We start from the raw sequence: 19,509 nt of genomic DNA on the forward strand, positions 1-19,509 counted from the left end.
CATTAGACCGACTGGTCTATTACACTCCTCGACATGAACAAAGTAACTGAACACGATACACGCGAACATCTTTTGGCGACCGGCGAGCAACTGTGTATGCAGCGCGGTTTCACCGGTATGGGTTTAAGCGAGCTACTGAAAACCGCAGAGGTTCCCAAGGGTTCGTTTTATCACTATTTTCGCTCAAAAGAAGCGTTCGGTGTGGCGATGCTGGAGCGTCATTACGCGGCCTATCATCAGCGACTGGCTGCGCATTTTGAGACGGGCGCAGGGAACTACCGTGACCGTATTCTGGCCTACTATCAGGAAACCCTGAACCAGTTTAGCCAGCACGGCATCATCAGTGGCTGTTTAACCGTAAAATTGTCCGCCGAAGTGTGCGATCTTTCCGAAGATATGCGTACAGCAATGGACAAAGGCGCCCGACACATTATTACGCTGCTGGCGCAGGCGCTGGAAAAAGGTCAGGCGAACCATTGTCTGTCGTTTATGGGCGAACCTTTGCAGCAGGCGCAGGTGTTATATGCGCTGTGGCTGGGAGCCAACCTGCAGGCCAAAATGTCGCGTAGTGCCACGCCGCTGGAAAACGCGCTGGCTCACGTTAAAACCATCATTGCAGCGCCTGCCGTTTAACAGGCGTTTTTATTTACCCAATTACTAGACGACCGGTCTATTCATACCTGGAGTTAATATGTCATCTGATAAATTGTTTTCCCCGCTCAAAGTGGGTGCGATCACCGCGGCAAACCGCGTCTTTATGGCCCCGCTGACGCGTCTGCGTAGTATCGAACCTGGCGACATCCCTACTCCGCTGATGGCCGAGTACTATCGTCAACGCGCCAGTGCAGGTCTGATCATTAGCGAAGCTACACAGATTTCAGCGCAAGCGAAAGGTTATGCCGGAGCACCAGGTTTGCACAGTGATGCACAAATTGCTGCGTGGAAAAAGATTACGGCGGCTGTACACGCTGAGCAGGGCCATATTGCCGTTCAGCTGTGGCATACCGGGCGTATCTCCCACTCCAGTCTGCAGCCAAACGGTCAGGCTCCGGTTGCCCCGTCCGCCATCAGTGCCGGAACCCGAACGTCTCTACGCGATGAAAATGGACTGGCCACACGTGCCGATACCTCAATGCCGCGTGCGCTGGAAACCGAAGAAATCCCTGGCATCGTGAATGATTTCCGCCAGGCGATTGCCAATGCGCGTGAAGCCGGCTTTGACCTGGTTGAGCTGCACTCGGCTCACGGTTACTTACTGCACCAGTTCTTGTCGCCAACCTCAAACCAGCGTACCGATCAATACGGCGGTAGCGTTGAAAATCGCGCGCGTCTGGTGCTGGACGTCGTCGATGCAGGTATTAAAGAATGGGGTGCCGATCGTATTGGTATCCGTGTTTCCCCTATCGGCTCGTTCCAGAACGTCGACAACGGTCCGAATGAAGAAGCTGATGCTCTGTACCTGATCGAACAATTGGGCAAGCGCGGCATCGCTTATCTGCATATGTCCGAGCCAGACTGGGCGGGTGGCGAACCGTATTCAGACGCGTTTCGCGAGAAAGTTCGCGCACGTTTCCACGGTCCGATTATTGGTGCGGGTGCCTATACGCCAGAGAAAGCCGAATCACTGATCGAGAAAGGTCTGATCGATGCAGTTGCCTTTGGTCGTGCTTACATTGCTAACCCGGATCTGGTTGCACGTCTGCAGCGTAAGGCAGAGCTCAATCCACAGCGTGCGGAAAGTTTCTACGGCGGCGGAGCTGAAGGCTATACCGATTATCCTACCCTGTAACGTCCTGAGAATTGCCAATCGATTTCTAATCGTTCATTGATAGCGGCGTTATAACGCCGCTATACTAAAACAACATTTTGAATGTATTAGCCATTTTTGAAGGGGAAGAAAGATGCGTTTACTTCATACCATGCTGCGTGTGGGTGACCTGCAGCGTTCTATCGAGTTTTATACCAACGTGTTGGGCATGAAGCTGCTGCGTACCAGCGAAAACCCTGAATATAAGTACTCTCTGGCGTTTGTCGGTTACGGCCCTGAAACCAGCGAAGCCGTGATCGAACTGACCTATAACTGGGGTGTAGACAAGTATGAACTGGGTACCGCATATGGTCACATTGCCCTGAGCGTAGATAACGCGGCAGAGGCCTGTGAACGTATCCGTCAAAACGGCGGTAACGTGACGCGTGAAGCGGGTCCGGTAAAAGGCGGTACGACGGTCATCGCGTTTGTTGAAGATCCAGATGGCTATAAAATTGAGCTGATCGAAGAAAAAGACGCCGGTCGCGGTCTGGGCGACTAACCTCTCCTCGGGCGCAGATCGTCTGTGCCCGTAGTTTTATACTCATCATTTTGCCATAATACGCGCTGCAATTTTCCCGTATTAAGAGACCCAGATGTCCGATAACGCTCAACTTTCCGGTCTGTGTGACCGTTTTCGTGGTTTTTATCCTGTCGTCATTGATGTCGAAACAGCAGGATTTAACGCCAAAACCGATGCGCTGCTTGAAATTGCCGCCATCACACTGAAAATGGATGAACAAGGCTGGCTGATGCCGGACATGACGTTACATTTCCACGTTGAACCGTTTGAAGGGGCGAATTTACAACCCGAAGCGCTGGCATTTAACGGCATTGACCCGAGCAACCCGCTGCGTGGCGCCGTCAGCGAGCACGACGCGCTGCATGCCATCTTTAAAATGGTGCGTAAAGGTATCAAAGATAGCGGCTGTAATCGGGCGATCATGGTGGCGCACAATGCGACATTCGATCACAGTTTTATGATGGCTGCGGCAGAACGCGCCTCACTGAAACGCAATCCGTTTCACCCCTTCGTCACCTTTGATACGGCAGCATTAAGCGGCCTGTCGTTGGGGCAAACAGTACTGTCAAAAGCCTGTCTGGCTGCAGGAATGGAGTTTGATGGGACTCAGGCGCACTCGGCGCTGTATGACACAGAACGGACAGCCGTTCTGTTCTGCGAAATTGTTAACCGCTGGAAACGTCTCGGCGGCTGGCCTCTGCCAGTGCCCGAAGAGGCGTAACGGCGGCATAAAAAAAGCGACCTGCTGAGGTCGCTTTTTTATTTTTGCTGGTTACTCAGCGTCCGGCTCTTCGGTTTTGTATTTCGCCGCAGTTTCTTTAATCAACTGCTGCAACTCACCGCGCTGGTACATTTCAATTAAAATGTCACAGCCGCCTACCAGTTCACCATCAACCCACAGCTGTGGGAAAGTCGGCCAGTTGGCATATTTCGGCAGCTCGGCGCGAATATCCGGGTTCTGCAGAATATCAACGTAAGCAAAACGTTCACCACAGGCGGACAACGCCTGCACAGCCTGAGCAGAGAAACCGCAGCTTGGCAGTTTTGGGGAACCTTTCATGTACAGGAGAATCGGGTTTTCAGCGATCTGGCGCTGGATTTTTTCGATAGTGGTGCTCATTATCTTGCTTCCTTAAACTTCTTTTACGGCAGTAGTCTGACATTGTAGCGGGTCAGGCAGGTAACGGAAAATAACATTTTCATTACGCGGTATTATTTTATCGCCTGTCGTTAAAAGTTGCATTCACAATCTCATTTATCCGCATAATGCCTGTGGATTTGATTATCTGTTCACCAATTACGCCTTGAATTGCTGTTTTTTTTTGCGGTCGGTTACGAAACGTAGTTTTAAACGAAAAAAGCTATTAACTTTCCCTCTTTCTATAGATTAGAATCGTCAAGTTTTGAAAATCACACGCAGGCACGATAGACCTGCCTTACCAGAGGACTGCTCAGTGGCGCGGATAAACCGAATCTCGATCACGCTCTGTGCTTTGCTTTTTACCACACTGCCTTTTACGTCAGTGGCCCATGCTTCCAGGCAGGCCAGGACGACACCTACCGTTTCCCACACCGTCAAGACGGTAGATAAAAAGAAAAGCGCAACAACCAGCCAAAAAGCAACAAAAACCAACAAGAAAACAGCGGCAAAAAACACCAGTAAAACCAGTACGAAAACGGCCTCCTCTTCCAAAAAACGCACAGCGACTCCGGCAAAATCGACGAAAACAGCAAATCGTCGCAGTAAAGCAGCGGCAATACAAACCCCCGCCGTCACCTGGACTGAAAAATGTACCCCGCGCAAAGGTCATAAGCCACGTTGTGTAAAAGTGAAGACGACTGCACCAACAGCCGTTGCGGATGTACATAAAGTGAAAGTACAGAAAGCGACCAAAACCGCCATGTCTACCCTGATGAACCAAATCGGTAAACCTTACCGTTGGGGTGGTACATCACCCAGAACCGGTTTTGATTGCAGCGGGCTGGTTTATTATGCATACAAAGATCTGGTGAAGTTCCGCATTCCGCGTACCGCTAATGAAATGTATCACCTGCGCGACGCTGCGCCGATTGAACGTGGTGAACTGAAAAACGGTGATCTGGTCTTCTTCCGCACGCAGGGTCGCGGTACCGCCGACCACGTTGGCGTCTATGTCGGCAATGGTAAATTTATCCAGTCTCCACGTAGCGGTCAGGAAATTCAAATAACCTCTCTGAGCGAAGACTACTGGCAACGCCACTACGTGGGCGCTCGCCGTGTGATGACGCCGAAAACAATTCGCTAAAAACTTACCCTGCAGAATATGCTGTAGGGTAAGTTCTTCTTTTGCATAACCTTTCAATTTGCTACCCTATCCTTACTCACAATGAGGCTATTGTGTGTACTCAATATAAATAATAAGGAGAGAAGCAATGTCGTTCGAATTACCTGCATTACCGTATGCCAAAGATGCTCTGGCACCGCACATTTCTGCCGAAACGCTGGAATACCACTATGGCAAACACCATCAAACTTACGTGACCAATCTGAATAACCTGATTAAAGGCACCGCGTTTGAAGGTAAATCACTGGAAGAGATCGTACGTAGCTCTGAAGGTGGTGTATTCAATAACGCAGCACAGGTATGGAACCACACGTTCTACTGGAACTGCCTGGCACCAAACGCAGGTGGCGAGCCGACCGGTAAACTGGCCGAAGCGATTGCTGCCTCCTTTGGCAGCTTTGCAGACTTCAAAGCACAATTCACCGACGCCGCTATCAAGAATTTCGGTTCTGGCTGGACCTGGCTGGTAAAAGGAACGGATGGCAAACTGGCTATCGTGTCCACCTCCAACGCAGGTACACCGCTGACGACTGACGCGACGCCTCTGATGACCGTTGACGTGTGGGAACATGCCTACTACATCGATTATCGTAATGCCCGTCCTGGCTACCTGGAACACTTCTGGGCACTGGTGAACTGGGAATTTGTTGCGAAAAACTTCGCAGCATAAAATGACAACGCAGAAGGGGTTCCCTTCTGCGTTTTTGTTTTTAATTCGTTGCGTTGCAGACTTCTTCCGCTTGTTTCCTTGCCGAGACAAAGACCAGCAGTAGCGCAAGACCCGCCACAATCGCCCCCATTACCGGTACGAAACTGTAGCCCAACCCTCCGGAAATTACCGCCCCACCAGCAGCCGCTCCCAGGGCATTCCCCAGATTAAACGCGCCAATATTAACTGACGATGACAATCCAGGTGCCTCGCTGGCAACGCGCATCACTCGCATCTGCAGCGGCGGAACCACCGCAAACGTTGCTGCGCCCCACACCACCATACTCACGGCCGCACCCAGCTCATTACGAGCAAGGAAAGGTATTGCCAGCATAATAATCATTAGCAGCAGCAAAAAGCCTTTCAGCGTACCGTTAACCGAACGGTCAGCCAGTTTCCCCCCCAGATAGTTACCGATAGAGAACCCAACGCCAATCAGCACCAGCATACCGGTGACAAACGCCGGCGTAGCATGAGTAATGCTATGCAGCACGGGTGAGATGTAGGTATAAAGCGTAAACATCGCCCCGGCCCCCAGAACGGTCGTCAGTAACGCTGACACCACTTGTGGACGCATTAGCACCGCCAGTTCTTTGCGCACATCAGGGCGCTCACCAGCCCCACCTTTCGGTAACGAAAAGAACAGACTGACCATTGCGATAACACCCAGTCCCGCCGTCGCCATAAAGGACATACGCCAGCCGATGGTTTCCCCAAGCCAGGTTGCCGCAGGAACACCGCCAATATTGGCGATAGTTAACCCCATAAACATAGTCGCAACGGCGCTGGCCTGTTTATGTTTGGGGACAACGCTTGCTGCCACAACCGAACCGAGGCCAAAAAATGCCCCGTGGTTAAGACTGGTCAAAATGCGCGACAGCATCAGCGTCGTGTAATCCGGAGATATCGCCGAAAGCACATTACCCAACGTAAAAATGGCCATCAGGAAGATAAGCGCATTGCGACGCGCACGATGGGACAGCAGTAATGTCATCAGCGGTGCGCCAACCATCACGCCTACCGCATACGCGCTGATTAACATCCCAGCTGCCGGAATTGAAACATCCACACCTTTGGCAATGACGGGTAGCAATCCCATGGGAGAAAATTCTGTCGTTCCAATGCCAAACGCACCTATCGCCAGTGCCAGTAAAGGATAATTTATTTTCATCTATCGACTCCGTAACGTCGAGCCTTGGCACGACACATCATAAGAGTCAAAAGCATGACATTGATCGCAAAATTAATAAAGTTAACAAAATTGCAAAAGACTTTTGCTTATTGGCAAAAAATAGGACGGAAAAGACAAGCAGAAAGGATGAGGGAGAGCAAACTCCCTCGGGGGGAAATCAGTGCAGTGCTGCAGTCAGGCCACCCGCGACAATCAGGCCCAGAACAATTATGGTTGTCACTAACGAAAATTTCAGATCGGTGCTCATCAAGTTTTCTCCTTTTTATTCCCACACAAAAAGTGATATTGCGCATTTTTACACACTTGAAAGCAAAAATCTCTCACGATTTATATTGATAACTGCTTTTAACTCTTCCCCTTTTCGTTAAGATCAGACAAAATTCCACGCTTACTTGATTAGCGTACCGGCCATTGACCCCTTCCTGACGTTCCGTGTCGTTTTCCCGGCGTGCCGCAACCCCGACGTTGCGTTGAGGGTGTGTGAAGGCAAACGTTTACCTGGAGTATTCTCAGGAGCTTAGGATATGGTCTGGAGTGAGATGTAATGGCAACTATTAAAGATGTAGCGAAGCGAGCAAACGTTTCCACTACAACCGTATCACACGTAATTAACAAAACGCGCTTTGTCGCAGAAGAAACGCGCAACGCTGTCTGGGCAGCGATTAAAGAACTGCACTACTCCCCCAGCGCAGTGGCACGTAGCCTGAAGGTGAATCACACCAAATCGATCGGTTTGTTGGCAACCAGCAGTGAAGCTGCCTATTTTGCCGAAATTATCGAGGCTGTTGAGAAGAATTGTTTCCAGAAAGGCTACACGCTGATTCTGGGCAACGCCTGGAACAGTCTTGAAAAACAGCAGGCATACCTGTCTATGATGGCGCAAAAGCGCGTAGATGGCCTGTTGGTAATGTGTTCAGAGTATCCAGAATCACTGCTTTCCATGCTCGAAGAGTATCGCCATATTCCAATGGTGGTCATGGACTGGGGCGAAGCAAAAGCCGACTTTACCGATACCGTCATTGATAACGCTTTCGAAGGTGGTTACATGGCGGGCCGGTATCTGATTGAACGCGGTCATCGTGAGATCGGTGTGATCCCGGGTCCCATGGAGCGTAATACCGGCGCAGGCCGTCTGGCTGGCTTCATGAAAGCGATGGAAGAAGCGCTGATTAAAGTTCCCGAAAACTGGATTGTACAGGGTGATTTCGAACCTGAATCCGGCTACCGCGCTATGCAGCAAATCATCTCCCAGTCGCATCGCCCAACCGCCGTATTCTGTGGTGGCGATATTATGGCGATGGGTGCGCTGTGTGCCGCAGACGAGATGGGACTGCGCGTGCCGCAGGATATCTCAGTTATCGGTTACGACAACGTGCGCAACGCTCGTTACTTCACCCCTGCGCTGACCACCATCCACCAGCCAAAAGATTCACTTGGTGAAACAGCTTTCAACATGCTGTTAGACCGTATCGTGAATAAACGTGAAGAATCGCAGTCAATCGAGGTGCATCCACGTCTGGTAGAACGTCGTTCCGTTGCCGACGGTCCATTCCGCGATTATCGTCGTTAAGTCAGTTGTGCGGGAGCCTCATCCGGCTCCCGCAGCCACTCTTTATTCAGCGTCTCACTATCCCCCAGGTAGTCCAGTAACCAGCTCAGTGCAGGCGACGTATCATTCTGCTGCCAGGTCAGGCAACAAGCGGCATCCGGGAACGGATTTTCCAGCTGTAACGCCACCCATTTTCCACTATCGATCCACGGTTTTGCAAAATGCGTCGGTACCATCCCGACACAGAGTCCGGCTGACAAGCAGGTGGCCGAGGATTCCCAGTCAGGAACCACGACGCGTTTTTGGTTGTCCAGCAACCATGTAATACGTTTCGGCAGCGTGCGGGACGTGTCTTCGCGCACCAGCGATGGCCAGTTGCGCAACGTATCGTCACTGAGCGGTCCCGGCATTGTCGCCAGCGGATGATGACTGGCTACCACACAACTCCAGCTCAGCATTCCCATATCCCGGAACGTATAGCGTCCCCCTACAGGAATGGCCTGCGTTGCTCCGATAGCTAACTCCACGCGACCATCCGAAAGCGCATCCCAGACGCCATTAAACACCTCCTGAAAGACCAGAAGTTCCACATCATCGAAATGGCGGTAGAAATCCACAATCATCTGTCGGGTTCGTTCCGGGCGAACAATATTATCTACCGCAATCGCCAGCTGTCCTCGCCAGCCATTGGCGATTTGTTGACATTGCTGCCGGGTGATCTGCATTTTTTTGATAACAGACCGACCTTCTTTTAAAAACCACGCGCCAGCAGGCGTTAATTCCACGTCCCGATGACGACGTTCAAAAAGAGGTACAGCCAGCCACTCTTCCAGTTGGCGCACAGTGTAGCTTACCGCCGAAGGTACGCGGTGCAACTCCTGAGCGGCCGAACTAAAGCTACCGTTACGCGCCACCGCATCAACAACCTCAAGTGAATATTCCGACCACATGCTCTGCCTGCAAAAAATTTGAAATCAGTAAGCAAATATTAGCGTTTCACAGCGAGAATTACACTCACTACACTCAGCGGCAATGTTCTATTGCTAAAAAGAGAAACGATAATGCAACCAGGAAAAGGTTTTTTAGTCTGGCTGGCAGGTCTAAGCGTGCTAGGATTTCTGGCAACCGATATGTATTTGCCCGCCTTTGCTGCTATTCAGTCCGATTTACAGACACCCGCTTCTGCCGTGAGTGCCAGCCTTAGTTTGTTCTTAGCCGGTTTTGCCGTTGCACAACTTTTGTGGGGTCCACTCTCCGACCACTATGGTCGTAAACCGATTTTGATGCTGGGCTTATCCATCTTCGCGCTGGGCAGCCTGGGCATGTTGTGGGTAGAAAACGCCACCGGCTTACTGGTGCTTCGCTTTATTCAGGCCGTTGGTGTCTGTGCGGCTTCGGTTATCTGGCAGGCGCTGGTTACCGATTATTATCCTTCACAAAAAGTAAACCGCATCTTTGCCACCATTATGCCGCTGGTCGGATTGTCACCTGCACTTGCACCGTTATTAGGCAGTTGGATCCTGATACATTTTTCCTGGCAGGCCATTTTTGCCACCCTTTTTGCGATTACCCTGATCCTGATGTTGCCGGCTCTGCGCTTAAAACCAACAGCAAAAGCGCGCGATGATAGCCAGGATAAACTGACGTTCGCTACGCTGCTGCGCTCCAAAGCATACCGTGGAAATGTACTGATTTACGCAGCATGTTCTGCGAGCTTCTTCGCATGGCTGACGGGTTCACCGTTTATCCTTAGCGAAATGGGCTATAGTCCGGCTGTGATAGGTTTGAGCTATGTTCCGCAAACTATTGCATTTTTGATCGGTGGTTACGGCTGCCGCGCGGCACTGCAAAAATGGCAGGGTCGCCAGCTTCTGCCGTGGTTACTTATCCTGTATGCCATTAGCGTTATCGCCACCTGGGCTACTGGCTTTATTCACCACGTTGCGTTGGCTGAAATCCTGATCCCATTCTGCGTGATGGCCATTGCAAACGGGGCAATCTACCCTATCGTTGTCGCCCAGGCGCTGCGTCCATTCCCTCAGGCAACAGGGCGTGCCGCTGCGCTGCAGAACACGCTGCAACTGGGGTTATGCTTCCTGGCAAGCCTGGTCGTTTCGTGGTTAATCAGCACGCCGCTGCTCACCACCACCAGCGTTATGCTGACGACAGTGCTGCTGGCCGCGCTAGGCTACAAAATGCAGTCACAGACTGACAACACATCCTTGCCGGATGAGAGCGCGCAAATTGCGCACGGTGAGTCGCATTAATCATTGTTGCGGGCACTTAATTAGCCCGCTAACAATTATCGGTTGAATAGCCAAAAATTCAGGCCTATACTGATTTTCGGCTGTTAATAAAACGATAAGATTTATAGAGTAACGGGAGCAAGCAGGTTCCCGTTTTCCCATGGATGGCCTTTTCGGCAAGGGTTTCTCCCTTCCTCTGTTCTACGTCGGATTATAGATTCGCGGATTAATTCCGTGAGATTTCTCACAAAGCCCAAAAAAGCGTCTACGCTGTTTTAAGGTTCTGATCACCGACCAGTGATGGAGAAGCTATGAGTTCATCATGTATAGAAGACGTCAGCGTACCGGATGATAACTGGTACCGAATCACCAATGAGTTATTGAGCCGTGCAGGCATTACCATTAATGGCCCGGCACCGGCAGATATTCGCGTTAAAAACCCCGACTTTTTCAAACGTGTGTTGCAGGAAGGATCGTTGGGTTTAGGTGAAAGTTATATGGACGGCTGGTGGGAATGCGATCGGCTGGATATGTTTTTTAGCAAAGTCCTGCGTGCAGGTCTTGAAAGCCAACTCCCCCGCAACTTCAGAGATACGCTACGTATCGCAACGGCTCGTCTGTTTAATTTACAAACCAAAAAACGTGCGTGGGTCGTTGGCAAAGAACACTACGATCTTGGCAACGATCTCTTTACCCGCATGCTTGATCCCTACATGCAATATTCCTGCGCCTACTGGAAAGATGCCGATACCCTGGAATCTGCCCAGCAGGCGAAGCTAAAAATGATTGCCGAGAAATTGCAATTGAAGCCAGGTATGCGCGTACTCGATATTGGCTGCGGCTGGGGAGGCTTGTCCCAGTTCATGGCGTCACAATACGGGGTGAGCGTGACTGGCGTAACGATTTCAGCAGAACAGCAAAAAATGGCGCAGACGCGCTGTGAAGGGCTGGATGTCACGATTTTACTGCAGGACTACCGTGACCTGAACGACCGGTTCGACCGTATCGTTTCCGTCGGTATGTTTGAGCATGTGGGACCCAAAAACTACAACACCTATTTTGACGTTGTTGACCGCAATTTAAAGCAAGATGGTCTTTTCTTGCTGCATACCATCGGTTCCAGAAAAACCGACAATAATGTTGATCCATGGATCAATAAATATATCTTCCCGAACGGCTGTTTACCGTCAGTTCGCCAGATTGCCAATGCCAGCGAGCCACATTTTGTGATGGAGGACTGGCACAACTTTGGTGCGGATTACGATACCACCCTGATGGCCTGGCACGAGCGTTTCATGACAGCCTGGCCAGAAATTGCCGACAACTATACTGAGCGCTTTAAACGGATGTTCAGTTATTACCTGAATGCGTGTGCTGGCGCATTTCGCGCGCGCGACATTCAGCTGTGGCAGGTTGTGTTCTCTCGTGGCGTTGAACACGGGCTCCGTGTTCCGCGTTAGAGGGTATCGCCTGTCGCCCCCGAGCTATCGGGGGCTTTTTATTCTGACTTAAATTCCCGCTTCGCCAGTAACGGTACCCATCGCACTTTCACGCGCAGCCAATACACGTTCAACCGTATCAACAACGGCCTGTGTTTGCGGGTCAATTTCGATATTGACTCGCGCACCCAGTTTTTTCTTGCCCAGCGTCGTACGTTCCAGGGTTTCCGGAATCAAATGCACGCAAAAGCGTGTCGGTGTGACTTCACCTACCGTCAGGCTAATACCGTCAATACCGATAAATCCTTTGTACAGGATGTATTTCATCAGCGACGGATCCTGAACTTTAAACCACACCTGGCGATTATTTTCAGAGGTCAGGATTTTAGATATTTCAGCGGTAGTCATAATATGGCCTGACATCAAATGTCCGCCGATCTCATCGCTGAATTTTGCCGCACGTTCAACGTTGACCAGATCCCCGACTTTCAGGTCACCCAGATTAGTGATACGCAGCGTTTCTTTCATCAGATCGAAGCTTATCTGGTTACCGTTAATGTCGGTCACTGTCAGACAACAACCGTTGTGCGCCACTGATGCGCCGGTCTCCAGCCCATCCAACATGTATTCAGGTAACTCCACTACATGTGTGCGAAAATTCGGTTTTTCATCAATCGACACCAGTTTCGCGGTGCCCTGCACAATACCCGTAAACATACCTGTAACTCCTGAACTCAATTAAGACATCTCTGCTGTGCACAATAGCAGGTGGAAAATCAGGTTGCCAGCAATGCGCCACTGCCGCCTATTTTTTCACTGGAGAAATACGGATTCCTCGCTACAATAGACTGAAATTTCCCCTGCATTTTCTTCTTGCTGCCATATAAGGCGGCTTTTTTAGTCTCTCAAATAACAACAATATAGTGGTGTACACGTGCAAAAGTATGTAAGTGAAGCGCGTCAGTTATTAGCTCTGGCAATTCCGGTGATTCTTGCGCAAATCGCTCAAACCGCAATGGGATTCGTCGATACCGTGATGGCCGGCGGATACAGCGCGACGGACATGGCAGCCGTTGCTATTGGTACGTCCATCTGGCTACCCGCAATTCTGTTTGGCCACGGTCTGTTGCTGGCGCTGACGCCAGTGATTGCGCAACTTAACGGTTCCGGTCGCCGCGATCGTATTGCTCATCAAATACGTCAGGGGTTCTGGCTGGCGGGGATCGTATCCGTTCTGATCATGATTGTGCTTTGGAATGCGGGATACATTATCCGCTCGATGCATAACATTGATCCTGCTCTGGCCGACAAAGCTGTTGGCTATCTGCGCGCGCTACTATGGGGGGCGCCCGGATATTTATTCTTCCAGGTTGCCCGTAACCAGTGCGAAGGTCTGGCCAAGACCAAACCGGCAATGGTAATGGGTTTTCTCGGCCTGTTGGTGAACATTCCGGTTAACTATGTTTTCATCTATGGCCATTTAGGTATGCCGGAACTGGGCGGCGTAGGCTGTGGTGTGGCAACGGCGGCGGTATATTGGGTGATGTTTGCCGCTATGCTTTCTTACATAAAACGAGCCCGATCAATGCGCGACATCCGTAATGTCCGTGGCTTCCAGAAACCTGACACCGCGGTGATGAAACGCCTGGTGCAGTTGGGTTTACCAATTGCGCTGGCACTATTTTTCGAAGTCACGCTGTTTGCCGTGGTGGCGCTGTTGGTCTCCCCTCTGGGGATTGTCGACGTCGCCGGACACCAAATCGCACTGAACTTCAGCTCATTAATGTTTGTCTTGCCGATGTCTCTGGCTGCTGCCGTTACCATTCGTGTGGGATACCGCCTGGGTCAGGGATCAACGTTGGATGCACAGACTGCTGCCAGAACAGGTTTAGGTGTCGGCGTATGTATGGCGATGATGACCGCCATTTTCACCGTCACATTGCGCGAACACATCGCCCTGCTCTACAACAATAATCCTGAAGTTGTCACACTGGCTGCACAGCTGATGTTACTGGCTGCCGTGTACCAGATTTCGGACTCAATTCAGGTTATTGGCAGCGGGATCCTGCGTGGTTATAAAGATACGCGTTCCATTTTCTTTATCACCTTCACGGCGTACTGGGTGCTGGGTTTGCCAAGTGGATATATTCTTGCGCTCACCGATCTGGTCGTCGACCGCATGGGGCCTGCAGGCTTCTGGATGGGCTTTATTATTGGCCTGACCTCTGCCGCAGTGTTGATGATGCTACGGATGCGTTTTCTGCAACGCCAGCCGTCAGCCGTCATTCTGCAACGTGCAGCGAGATAACACTCTAATAGCCGTCGAGTTAAAATGGGCTGGCATGGCAGGCGTTGATTTGTTCTTTGCTGATGGGATGTACCAGGCGCAGTTCGCTGGCGTGTAGCATCAGCCGCGACGTCTGCTCCGTGCCAGGCCACTCACGCCCACCATAAAGATCGCAGCCCCAAATCGGATGACCCAAATGCTGACAATGAAGACGTAGCTGATGGGTTCGTCCGGTCTCCGGCATCAGTTGCACCCGCGTCAGGGGCAGTGACCTTCCATCCTTCAGTCGCTTATTGAAGCGCTCAATCACCCGAAAACGAGAACGCGCAGGCTTACCGCTAACTGCGCTAATCGACATCAACGGAAACAGTGCTGGATCTTTGACAATGGCAGCATCAATCACACCTTCATCCTGTTTAAGGTGTCCACATAACAATGCGCTGTACACCTTTGTCACCGAACGCTGGCTGAACTGCTGACAGAGCGCAGCATTGATTGTTTTATTGCGTGCAACGACCATCAGACCAGAAGTACCAAAATCAAGCCGGTGCACCAGCGTGCAGCCCGGGAATATCTGTACCAGTCGATAGTGCACTGAGTCGAGATTTTGCGGATTTTTCCCCGACAGACTCAGCAACCCACTGGGTTTATTGATAAGCAGCAGATGTTCATCCTGGTAAAGGATCTCTATTTCGTCATGGCACGGCGGAGCAACAAAGGAATCAAGAATCGTAGACATCAGACAACCAGACTAAAAAGTGGGGGGGGATCATAACGAATTTTCAACCGGCTGGCGAATCAAGCCCGTCCTGCGTCACATTACAGATGAACAACCTGGTTACATCGTTCAACATCCACAGTTGGTAATTCTGCTGAACAGTTCTATAGTCGAGACTGCTTCTCAGTTACAGGATTCACTAATGCGATTTAACGGACTGACCAAAGGTTTCTTCATTTTCATTCTTGCCCTCGTAACCTGGGCGTTTTTCGACGTGTTGTCCCCCTACTTCTCCGCAATCTTGTGGGCCGCAATTCTGACGACTATCTTTAACCCGGTGAAAAACAAACTGCGCAGTGCGCTTGGCGAACGTAACGGTCTGGCATCGTTAATCACTATCGGGATTATCTGTTTGATTGTCTTTATTCCGCTGATGGTGACCCTGTCGTCGTTGGCAATCGAACTGAATGTGGTTTACACCAAGTTGCAGCAAAACAATACGCAGTTTCCGGAAGTGGTCAGTTCTATTCTTTCTTATCTTCCTGACTGGGCCAGAGGATTCCTCGCGGAACACAATCTGGATGATGTCGCGCAGATCCAGAAAAAATTATCCGACATTGCGCTACAGGGCGGACAGTACCTCGCAGGCAGTGCTTTCCTGATTGGTAAAGGAACCTTTGGCTTCGCCATCAGCTTTGGCATCATGCTGTACTTGCTGTTTTTCCTGCTGAAGGATGGACCGTATCTGGTGCGTCAGATTCTGGATTCCTTACCGCTGTCTGATTTTGCCAAACAGCACTTGTTTGCCAAATTCGTGGGTGTCACACGGGCGACAGTCAAAGGCACGGCGGTTGTCGCTGTCGTACAGGGCACGCTTGGCGGCATTGCTTTCGCCATTGTCGACATCGACGGCAGCATTTTGTGGGGCGCACTAATGGCATTTCTCTCGCTAGTGCCTGCGGTTGGCTCGGCGATAGTTTGGGTTCCCGCTGCCATTTTCCTCTTCGCTACCCACCAGCTGTGGCAAGGGCTGTTTATTGTCGGATTTTTCGTCATTATTGTCGGACTGGTGGACAATATCCTGCGCCCGCTACTGGTTGGAAAAGACACAAAAATGCCGGATTACCTGATATTGATTACCACTCTTGGCGGGATGGAGATATACGGTATCAACGGTTTTGTGATTGGCCCGCTGATCGCCGCACTCTTTTTGGCCAGCTGGAATCTGTTCTCCGGACGTGACCATGAGGGCAACGTAGAAGGTATCGATGAAGCGTTCATGGAAGAAGGAAAAAACCCTCCAGATTTATGATGGCATGACGATAACAAGGGGCGGCCTCGGGCCGCCTTTTGTTTTCACGCAAAATCATACGTTTCCTATAATTTCAATCATGCTTATTCATTAATCGTCGCAGAAGGAACGAAAAAGTGCGAATAGCCACAATCACCAACTGGGCTTACAGTGCGACGGTATGTCTGACCATTGCCTCCGGCGTTGTTATGCTGATGGCATCCGGAGCAGACAATACTGAACGTCAGGTGGTAGAGCAGCGGTATAAATTTGATCAGCTAACTGAAGAGGTAGAGCTCGATGCCTGGTCATTGTCCGATTTAGCTCGCGAGTACGTGATCGCTAAAGATCCAGAGGCGCTGAACGCCTATCGCCAGAAGGCGTCGTCGCTAAAAGCGGTTGAGCTGCGGTTAACAAAATTAAAAGACTTCGGCGCGACAGATGAAGAACTGGCGCTACTGCATGAAGGATTACAAATTGTCGATGCGCTGCAGGAAGAGCAAGCAACGGCGCTCGCCAGTATGGCCCGCGGAGAAACGTCACAGGCTATCGTTCTGCTCTACGGTAAAGCCTATGAACAGGAGCTGGAACGGGCGCAGGTGCGGATAGATCATTTCCGGCAGTTGCTCGATAACCGTGTACGTAACAGCATTGAAGATGCTACCAGGACATCCCGCATACTGCGAACGCTCTCTGAAGTTATGGTCGGATTAACCGCGCTGTTGTTTTTGTTTGTCCTCGGCTTTATTTTGAAACGCCGCGTACTGCGTCCGGTTGTGCGTCTGAGCGACGTGGTTCATCGCCTCGCCTCGCAGGATTACGCCGTAGAAACGCCAAACTTTAATCAGATTGATGAGATTGGCGATATGGCACAAGCCATTCGCATTTTTCGCGAGAACGGCCTTGCGCGGCAGCGGCTGGAGAAAGAGCGGGATGCCGACTGGGCGATCCGCGAACTGTTGGCTCGTATGACCCAGCGCTTACAGGGCTGCGAAAACTTTGCCGATGTTATCAATGTCGCACAGCTTTTTGCTCCGAACATTGCCCCAGGCGTTGCCGGGCGGCTCTACATTCTTGACCGGGAAGCCTGGCACATGCGCTGTGCCGCCGAGTGGCTCTCGCCGCAAGGCAAAGCAGACCCTTTCCATCCGGATGAATGCTGGGCAGTGCGCCGTGGGCAAAGTCATCCTCCCGTGCAGGGCGAGCCCGATATCGCCTGCTACCACCTGCCTGAGTCGTGTCAGGCTCATACCCTGTGCATACCGTTGATCGCCCAGGGGGAAGCCATCGGCCTGCTCTCATTCCAGAATCTCAGCGACAATTCTGCCCCTTCTCGTGCTTATCTGGAGCTGATGGCCGAGGCACTTGGACTGGCATTAGCCAACCAACGTCTGCGCGATGCACTACTGGAAAAAGCGCTTTATGACCCACTGACCGGCCTGCGCAACCGCCATCACCTTGAAGACACGCTGCGCACCCAGATGAGTCAGGCTGTCCACAACCAGGAACCGATCAGTTGCCTGATGATCGATATCGATCACTTCAAAAGCATCAACGACCGTTTTGGTCATGAGGCAGGTGATGGTGTGATAAAAAGTATTGCGGCAATTATTCAGCGCGTTGTTCACGACCACGGAATGGCCTTCCGCTACGGTGGTGAAGAGTTTCTGGTTCTACTTGCCGGTATGGATGAAGAAGCGGCCAATCGCTTTGCGACGGACATTTACAACGGCGTACGCGAGTTGACGCTCAGCTTTGGCGTTTCTGATATCGGTCACGTTGATGTCTCTATTGGTGTCGCCAGCTACCCGCAGCACGCCCAGAGCGATAACCTGTTACGTGCCGCGGATGTCGCGCTGTATCGTGCAAAAGAGCTGGGGCGTTCGCGCATAGTGAGCTTTGGTATGCTGGAAGCGAGCTAAAAAGCGGTGCGCAAGCCCAAACGGGTACTTCCTAAAATAACCCACCCGAGGAAGTCCCCTCATTAAGTGGTATATTCATCGATAAGTGACTGGTGAGTTTTCTGGATTACATCCTGAATATATGCAGTTGCCTGCTCACCAGGCGCCCCTGCAGGTAATAATCTTATACAGGAATCAAGGCCGGTGTAACTGTCTGTTTTATACTGGCACCAAAGTTTCAAATTATTAGCTCGTAAGCGTCTAAATTTGGCTAACTGTATTCGGCCTGGCGGTGAATTTTTGTGCATACTTCTTATTCTGCGCAAACCTGAAAGTGCCGTGTTTCTAATTAGTGCACGCTGGGCACAATATAGCATCTGGCTGGCGCTAATCTGAAGCGTTGCACTGGCCTGATTCCAGGCAGCAATGTCAATAAGGGGACTATCTCCGAACCAATAGTGATGATTAAGTTCATATAAATTTTGTAGTAAGCGGTAGCCATATTTAAACATTATCGCGTAACGCTGTAATTTCTCGACTTGTTCATACTCATGCCACTGTTCTGCCAGCGCAATCTGCTCAGCAAACTGGCGTTCCATAGCACTGGCATTCTTAATGTGCTGTGCAATAATCCAGGCGCTTGCTTCCTGCAGAGCGCTCTCTGCACCTTCCATACTTACGGCGATTTTATCGTATACGTCGCGATTGCTTATCATCGTACGCAAAAAAGGATCTTTACTCCGTTTTTGATAAGGCGTTCCGTAGCCGTAGGTTCCCGGTAGCAAACTGTCTGCATCGACAAACGCATCGGTAACCACGGTTAATCGGCATTCTGGCAATAAAAAATCATTTGGCGAAACGGTGTGCGGATCACGTCCATCGGTAAACAGTTCCAGACCGAGCCTGGAAAAAAATGTAGCAACAAGCTCAGAACAAAATGTGCCTCGCGTTCCTTTATCAAAACGACAGGACTCGATTGCTTGCGCAACATGTTTTGCCAGTAAATGTGGAAAATCGGGTAGCGTTATGGCATCAAGAAGTCTCGGTACAGCAGAGTAGGTTTTATAAAAATCATTTTCCTGTAGATCTTTCGAAGCCTGAATCATCCTGGCGAGATCAATATTTTCGCATGCAGGATGGCGCAATAAAATCCATTCTCTCGGATTTTCGGGGATGCAAATAACCCTTTCAGCAGTGGACTGCCCTCCGGGATACAGACTCATTGGTAATAAGAAAGTAAATCCGACCCCCGATGTATCCGATTCGGCAAGATATAGACTTTCAATGCCTGAATCACCCCCATGAATCCAGATAGCGGCATGAGAGTACGGTCCGCGGCTCGCTTTCACAATTAGTGAGCTGAATGGGCTGTTCCCACAAACTAACAAAACGTCACCTGGACGCAGCTTTTTCTCCCACAGCAATGGCCCACGACTTTGTAATGCCGCAAGATCGAGTTTCACAGGAACTTCTTTATGCATTGTACTTCCTTGTCGAAAGTTATCGCCATGATTAAGAAGGGA

The 19,509-nt window shown here is 50.8% G+C and carries 19 protein-coding genes; 12 read left to right on the forward strand and 7 right to left on the reverse strand.

Annotation, left to right across the window (positions count from 1 at the left end):
* Positions 1-33: 33 nt before the first annotated feature.
* The 4 genes from OGX95_RS17450 (at position 34) to rnt (ending at position 3,051) form a co-directional block, all read left to right on the forward strand.
* The gene (locus OGX95_RS17450; RefSeq protein ID WP_286630360.1) at positions 34-633 is read left to right on the forward strand and encodes a TetR/AcrR family transcriptional regulator; all 600 of its coding nucleotides are present in this window, start codon (positions 34-36) and stop codon (positions 631-633) included.
* A 58-nt stretch (positions 634-691) separates the two neighbouring features.
* The gene (locus OGX95_RS17455) at positions 692-1,789 is read left to right on the forward strand and encodes an alkene reductase (protein WP_286630361.1); all 1,098 of its coding nucleotides are present in this window, start codon (positions 692-694) and stop codon (positions 1,787-1,789) included.
* Between the two features lie 112 nt (positions 1,790-1,901).
* Entirely contained in the window at positions 1,902-2,309 is a 408-nt protein-coding gene (gene gloA / locus OGX95_RS17460; protein WP_003029198.1) for a lactoylglutathione lyase, read from the forward strand.
* Between the two features lie 94 nt (positions 2,310-2,403).
* Positions 2,404-3,051, forward strand: coding sequence for a ribonuclease T (gene rnt, locus OGX95_RS17465; RefSeq protein WP_286630362.1), 648 nt, complete (start codon positions 2,404-2,406; stop codon positions 3,049-3,051).
* Positions 3,052-3,102: 51 nt separating this feature from the next.
* Here the strand turns inward: rnt and grxD are convergent, their stop codons facing one another.
* On the reverse strand, positions 3,103-3,450 hold the full coding sequence (grxD, locus tag OGX95_RS17470) for a monothiol glutaredoxin 4 (RefSeq protein ID WP_003832760.1): 348 nt from the start codon (positions 3,448-3,450) through the stop codon (positions 3,103-3,105).
* A gap of 334 nt (positions 3,451-3,784) precedes the next feature.
* Between grxD and OGX95_RS17475 the strand changes: the two genes are divergently transcribed.
* Together OGX95_RS17475 and sodB are read left to right on the forward strand one after the other, a co-directional pair.
* Entirely contained in the window at positions 3,785-4,615 is an 831-nt protein-coding gene (locus OGX95_RS17475) for a C40 family peptidase (RefSeq protein ID WP_286630363.1), read from the forward strand.
* Between the two features lie 127 nt (positions 4,616-4,742).
* A complete protein-coding gene (gene sodB, locus OGX95_RS17480) occupies positions 4,743-5,324 on the forward strand; it encodes a superoxide dismutase [Fe] (protein WP_048211764.1) in 582 nt (193 codons plus the stop codon).
* Between the two features lie 40 nt (positions 5,325-5,364).
* On the opposite strand, the gene OGX95_RS17485 is transcribed toward sodB, so the two are convergent.
* Together OGX95_RS17485 and cydH are read right to left on the reverse strand one after the other, a co-directional pair.
* On the reverse strand, positions 5,365-6,534 hold the full coding sequence (locus OGX95_RS17485; RefSeq protein WP_286630364.1) for an MFS transporter: 1,170 nt from the start codon (positions 6,532-6,534) through the stop codon (positions 5,365-5,367).
* Positions 6,535-6,712: 178 nt separating this feature from the next.
* Positions 6,713-6,802: a cytochrome bd-I accessory subunit CydH gene (gene cydH / locus OGX95_RS17490; protein ID WP_003029209.1), complete on the reverse strand. Its 90-nt coding sequence runs from the start codon at positions 6,800-6,802 to the stop codon at positions 6,713-6,715.
* Positions 6,803-7,099: 297 nt separating this feature from the next.
* On the opposite strand from cydH, the gene purR reads away from it, so the two are divergent.
* On the forward strand, positions 7,100-8,125 hold the full coding sequence (gene purR / locus OGX95_RS17495) for an HTH-type transcriptional repressor PurR (protein WP_286630365.1): 1,026 nt from the start codon (positions 7,100-7,102) through the stop codon (positions 8,123-8,125).
* Here purR and punR read toward each other — a convergent pair.
* Entirely contained in the window at positions 8,122-9,054 is a 933-nt protein-coding gene (punR, locus tag OGX95_RS17500; protein WP_286630366.1) for a DNA-binding transcriptional activator PunR, read from the reverse strand. The genes purR and punR overlap by 4 nt on opposite strands.
* A 111-nt stretch (positions 9,055-9,165) precedes the next feature.
* Here punR and punC point away from each other — a divergent pair, with 111 nt between their 5' ends.
* Together punC and cfa are read left to right on the forward strand one after the other, a co-directional pair.
* Positions 9,166-10,371 carry a purine nucleoside transporter PunC gene (punC, locus tag OGX95_RS17505; protein WP_286630367.1) on the forward strand — a complete coding sequence of 402 codons (1,206 nt, stop codon included), beginning with the start codon at positions 9,166-9,168 and terminating at the stop codon, positions 10,369-10,371.
* A gap of 290 nt (positions 10,372-10,661) precedes the next feature.
* Complete coding sequence (gene cfa, locus OGX95_RS17510) at positions 10,662-11,810, forward strand: cyclopropane fatty acyl phospholipid synthase (RefSeq protein WP_286630368.1); 1,149 nt, start codon at positions 10,662-10,664, stop codon at positions 11,808-11,810.
* Positions 11,811-11,858: 48 nt separating this feature from the next.
* On the opposite strand, the gene OGX95_RS17515 is transcribed toward cfa, so the two are convergent.
* Positions 11,859-12,506, reverse strand: a complete 648-nt coding sequence (locus tag OGX95_RS17515; RefSeq protein ID WP_286630369.1) for a riboflavin synthase subunit alpha — start codon at positions 12,504-12,506, stop codon at positions 11,859-11,861.
* A gap of 217 nt (positions 12,507-12,723) precedes the next feature.
* Between OGX95_RS17515 and mdtK the strand changes: the two genes are divergently transcribed.
* Positions 12,724-14,097, forward strand: coding sequence for a multidrug efflux MATE transporter MdtK (gene mdtK / locus OGX95_RS17520; RefSeq protein WP_286630370.1), 1,374 nt, complete (start codon positions 12,724-12,726; stop codon positions 14,095-14,097).
* 19 nt (positions 14,098-14,116) lie between these two features.
* Here the strand turns inward: mdtK and OGX95_RS17525 are convergent, their stop codons facing one another.
* Complete coding sequence (locus OGX95_RS17525) at positions 14,117-14,815, reverse strand: RluA family pseudouridine synthase (RefSeq protein WP_286630371.1); 699 nt, start codon at positions 14,813-14,815, stop codon at positions 14,117-14,119.
* A gap of 181 nt (positions 14,816-14,996) precedes the next feature.
* On the opposite strand from OGX95_RS17525, the gene OGX95_RS17530 reads away from it, so the two are divergent.
* Both OGX95_RS17530 and OGX95_RS17535 read left to right on the forward strand, forming a co-directional pair.
* Positions 14,997-16,106, forward strand: a complete 1,110-nt coding sequence (locus tag OGX95_RS17530; protein WP_286630372.1) for an AI-2E family transporter — start codon at positions 14,997-14,999, stop codon at positions 16,104-16,106.
* A 116-nt stretch (positions 16,107-16,222) separates the two neighbouring features.
* Positions 16,223-18,007, forward strand: coding sequence for a diguanylate cyclase (locus OGX95_RS17535; RefSeq protein WP_286630373.1), 1,785 nt, complete (start codon positions 16,223-16,225; stop codon positions 18,005-18,007).
* A 62-nt stretch (positions 18,008-18,069) separates the two neighbouring features.
* Here the strand turns inward: OGX95_RS17535 and OGX95_RS17540 are convergent, their stop codons facing one another.
* A complete protein-coding gene (locus OGX95_RS17540) occupies positions 18,070-19,467 on the reverse strand; it encodes a hypothetical protein (protein ID WP_286630374.1) in 1,398 nt (465 codons plus the stop codon).
* Between the last annotated feature and the right edge of the window lie 42 nt (positions 19,468-19,509).

The organism is Citrobacter sp. Cu233, assembly GCF_030332225.1.
GTDB lineage: Bacteria > Pseudomonadota > Gammaproteobacteria > Enterobacterales > Enterobacteriaceae > Citrobacter.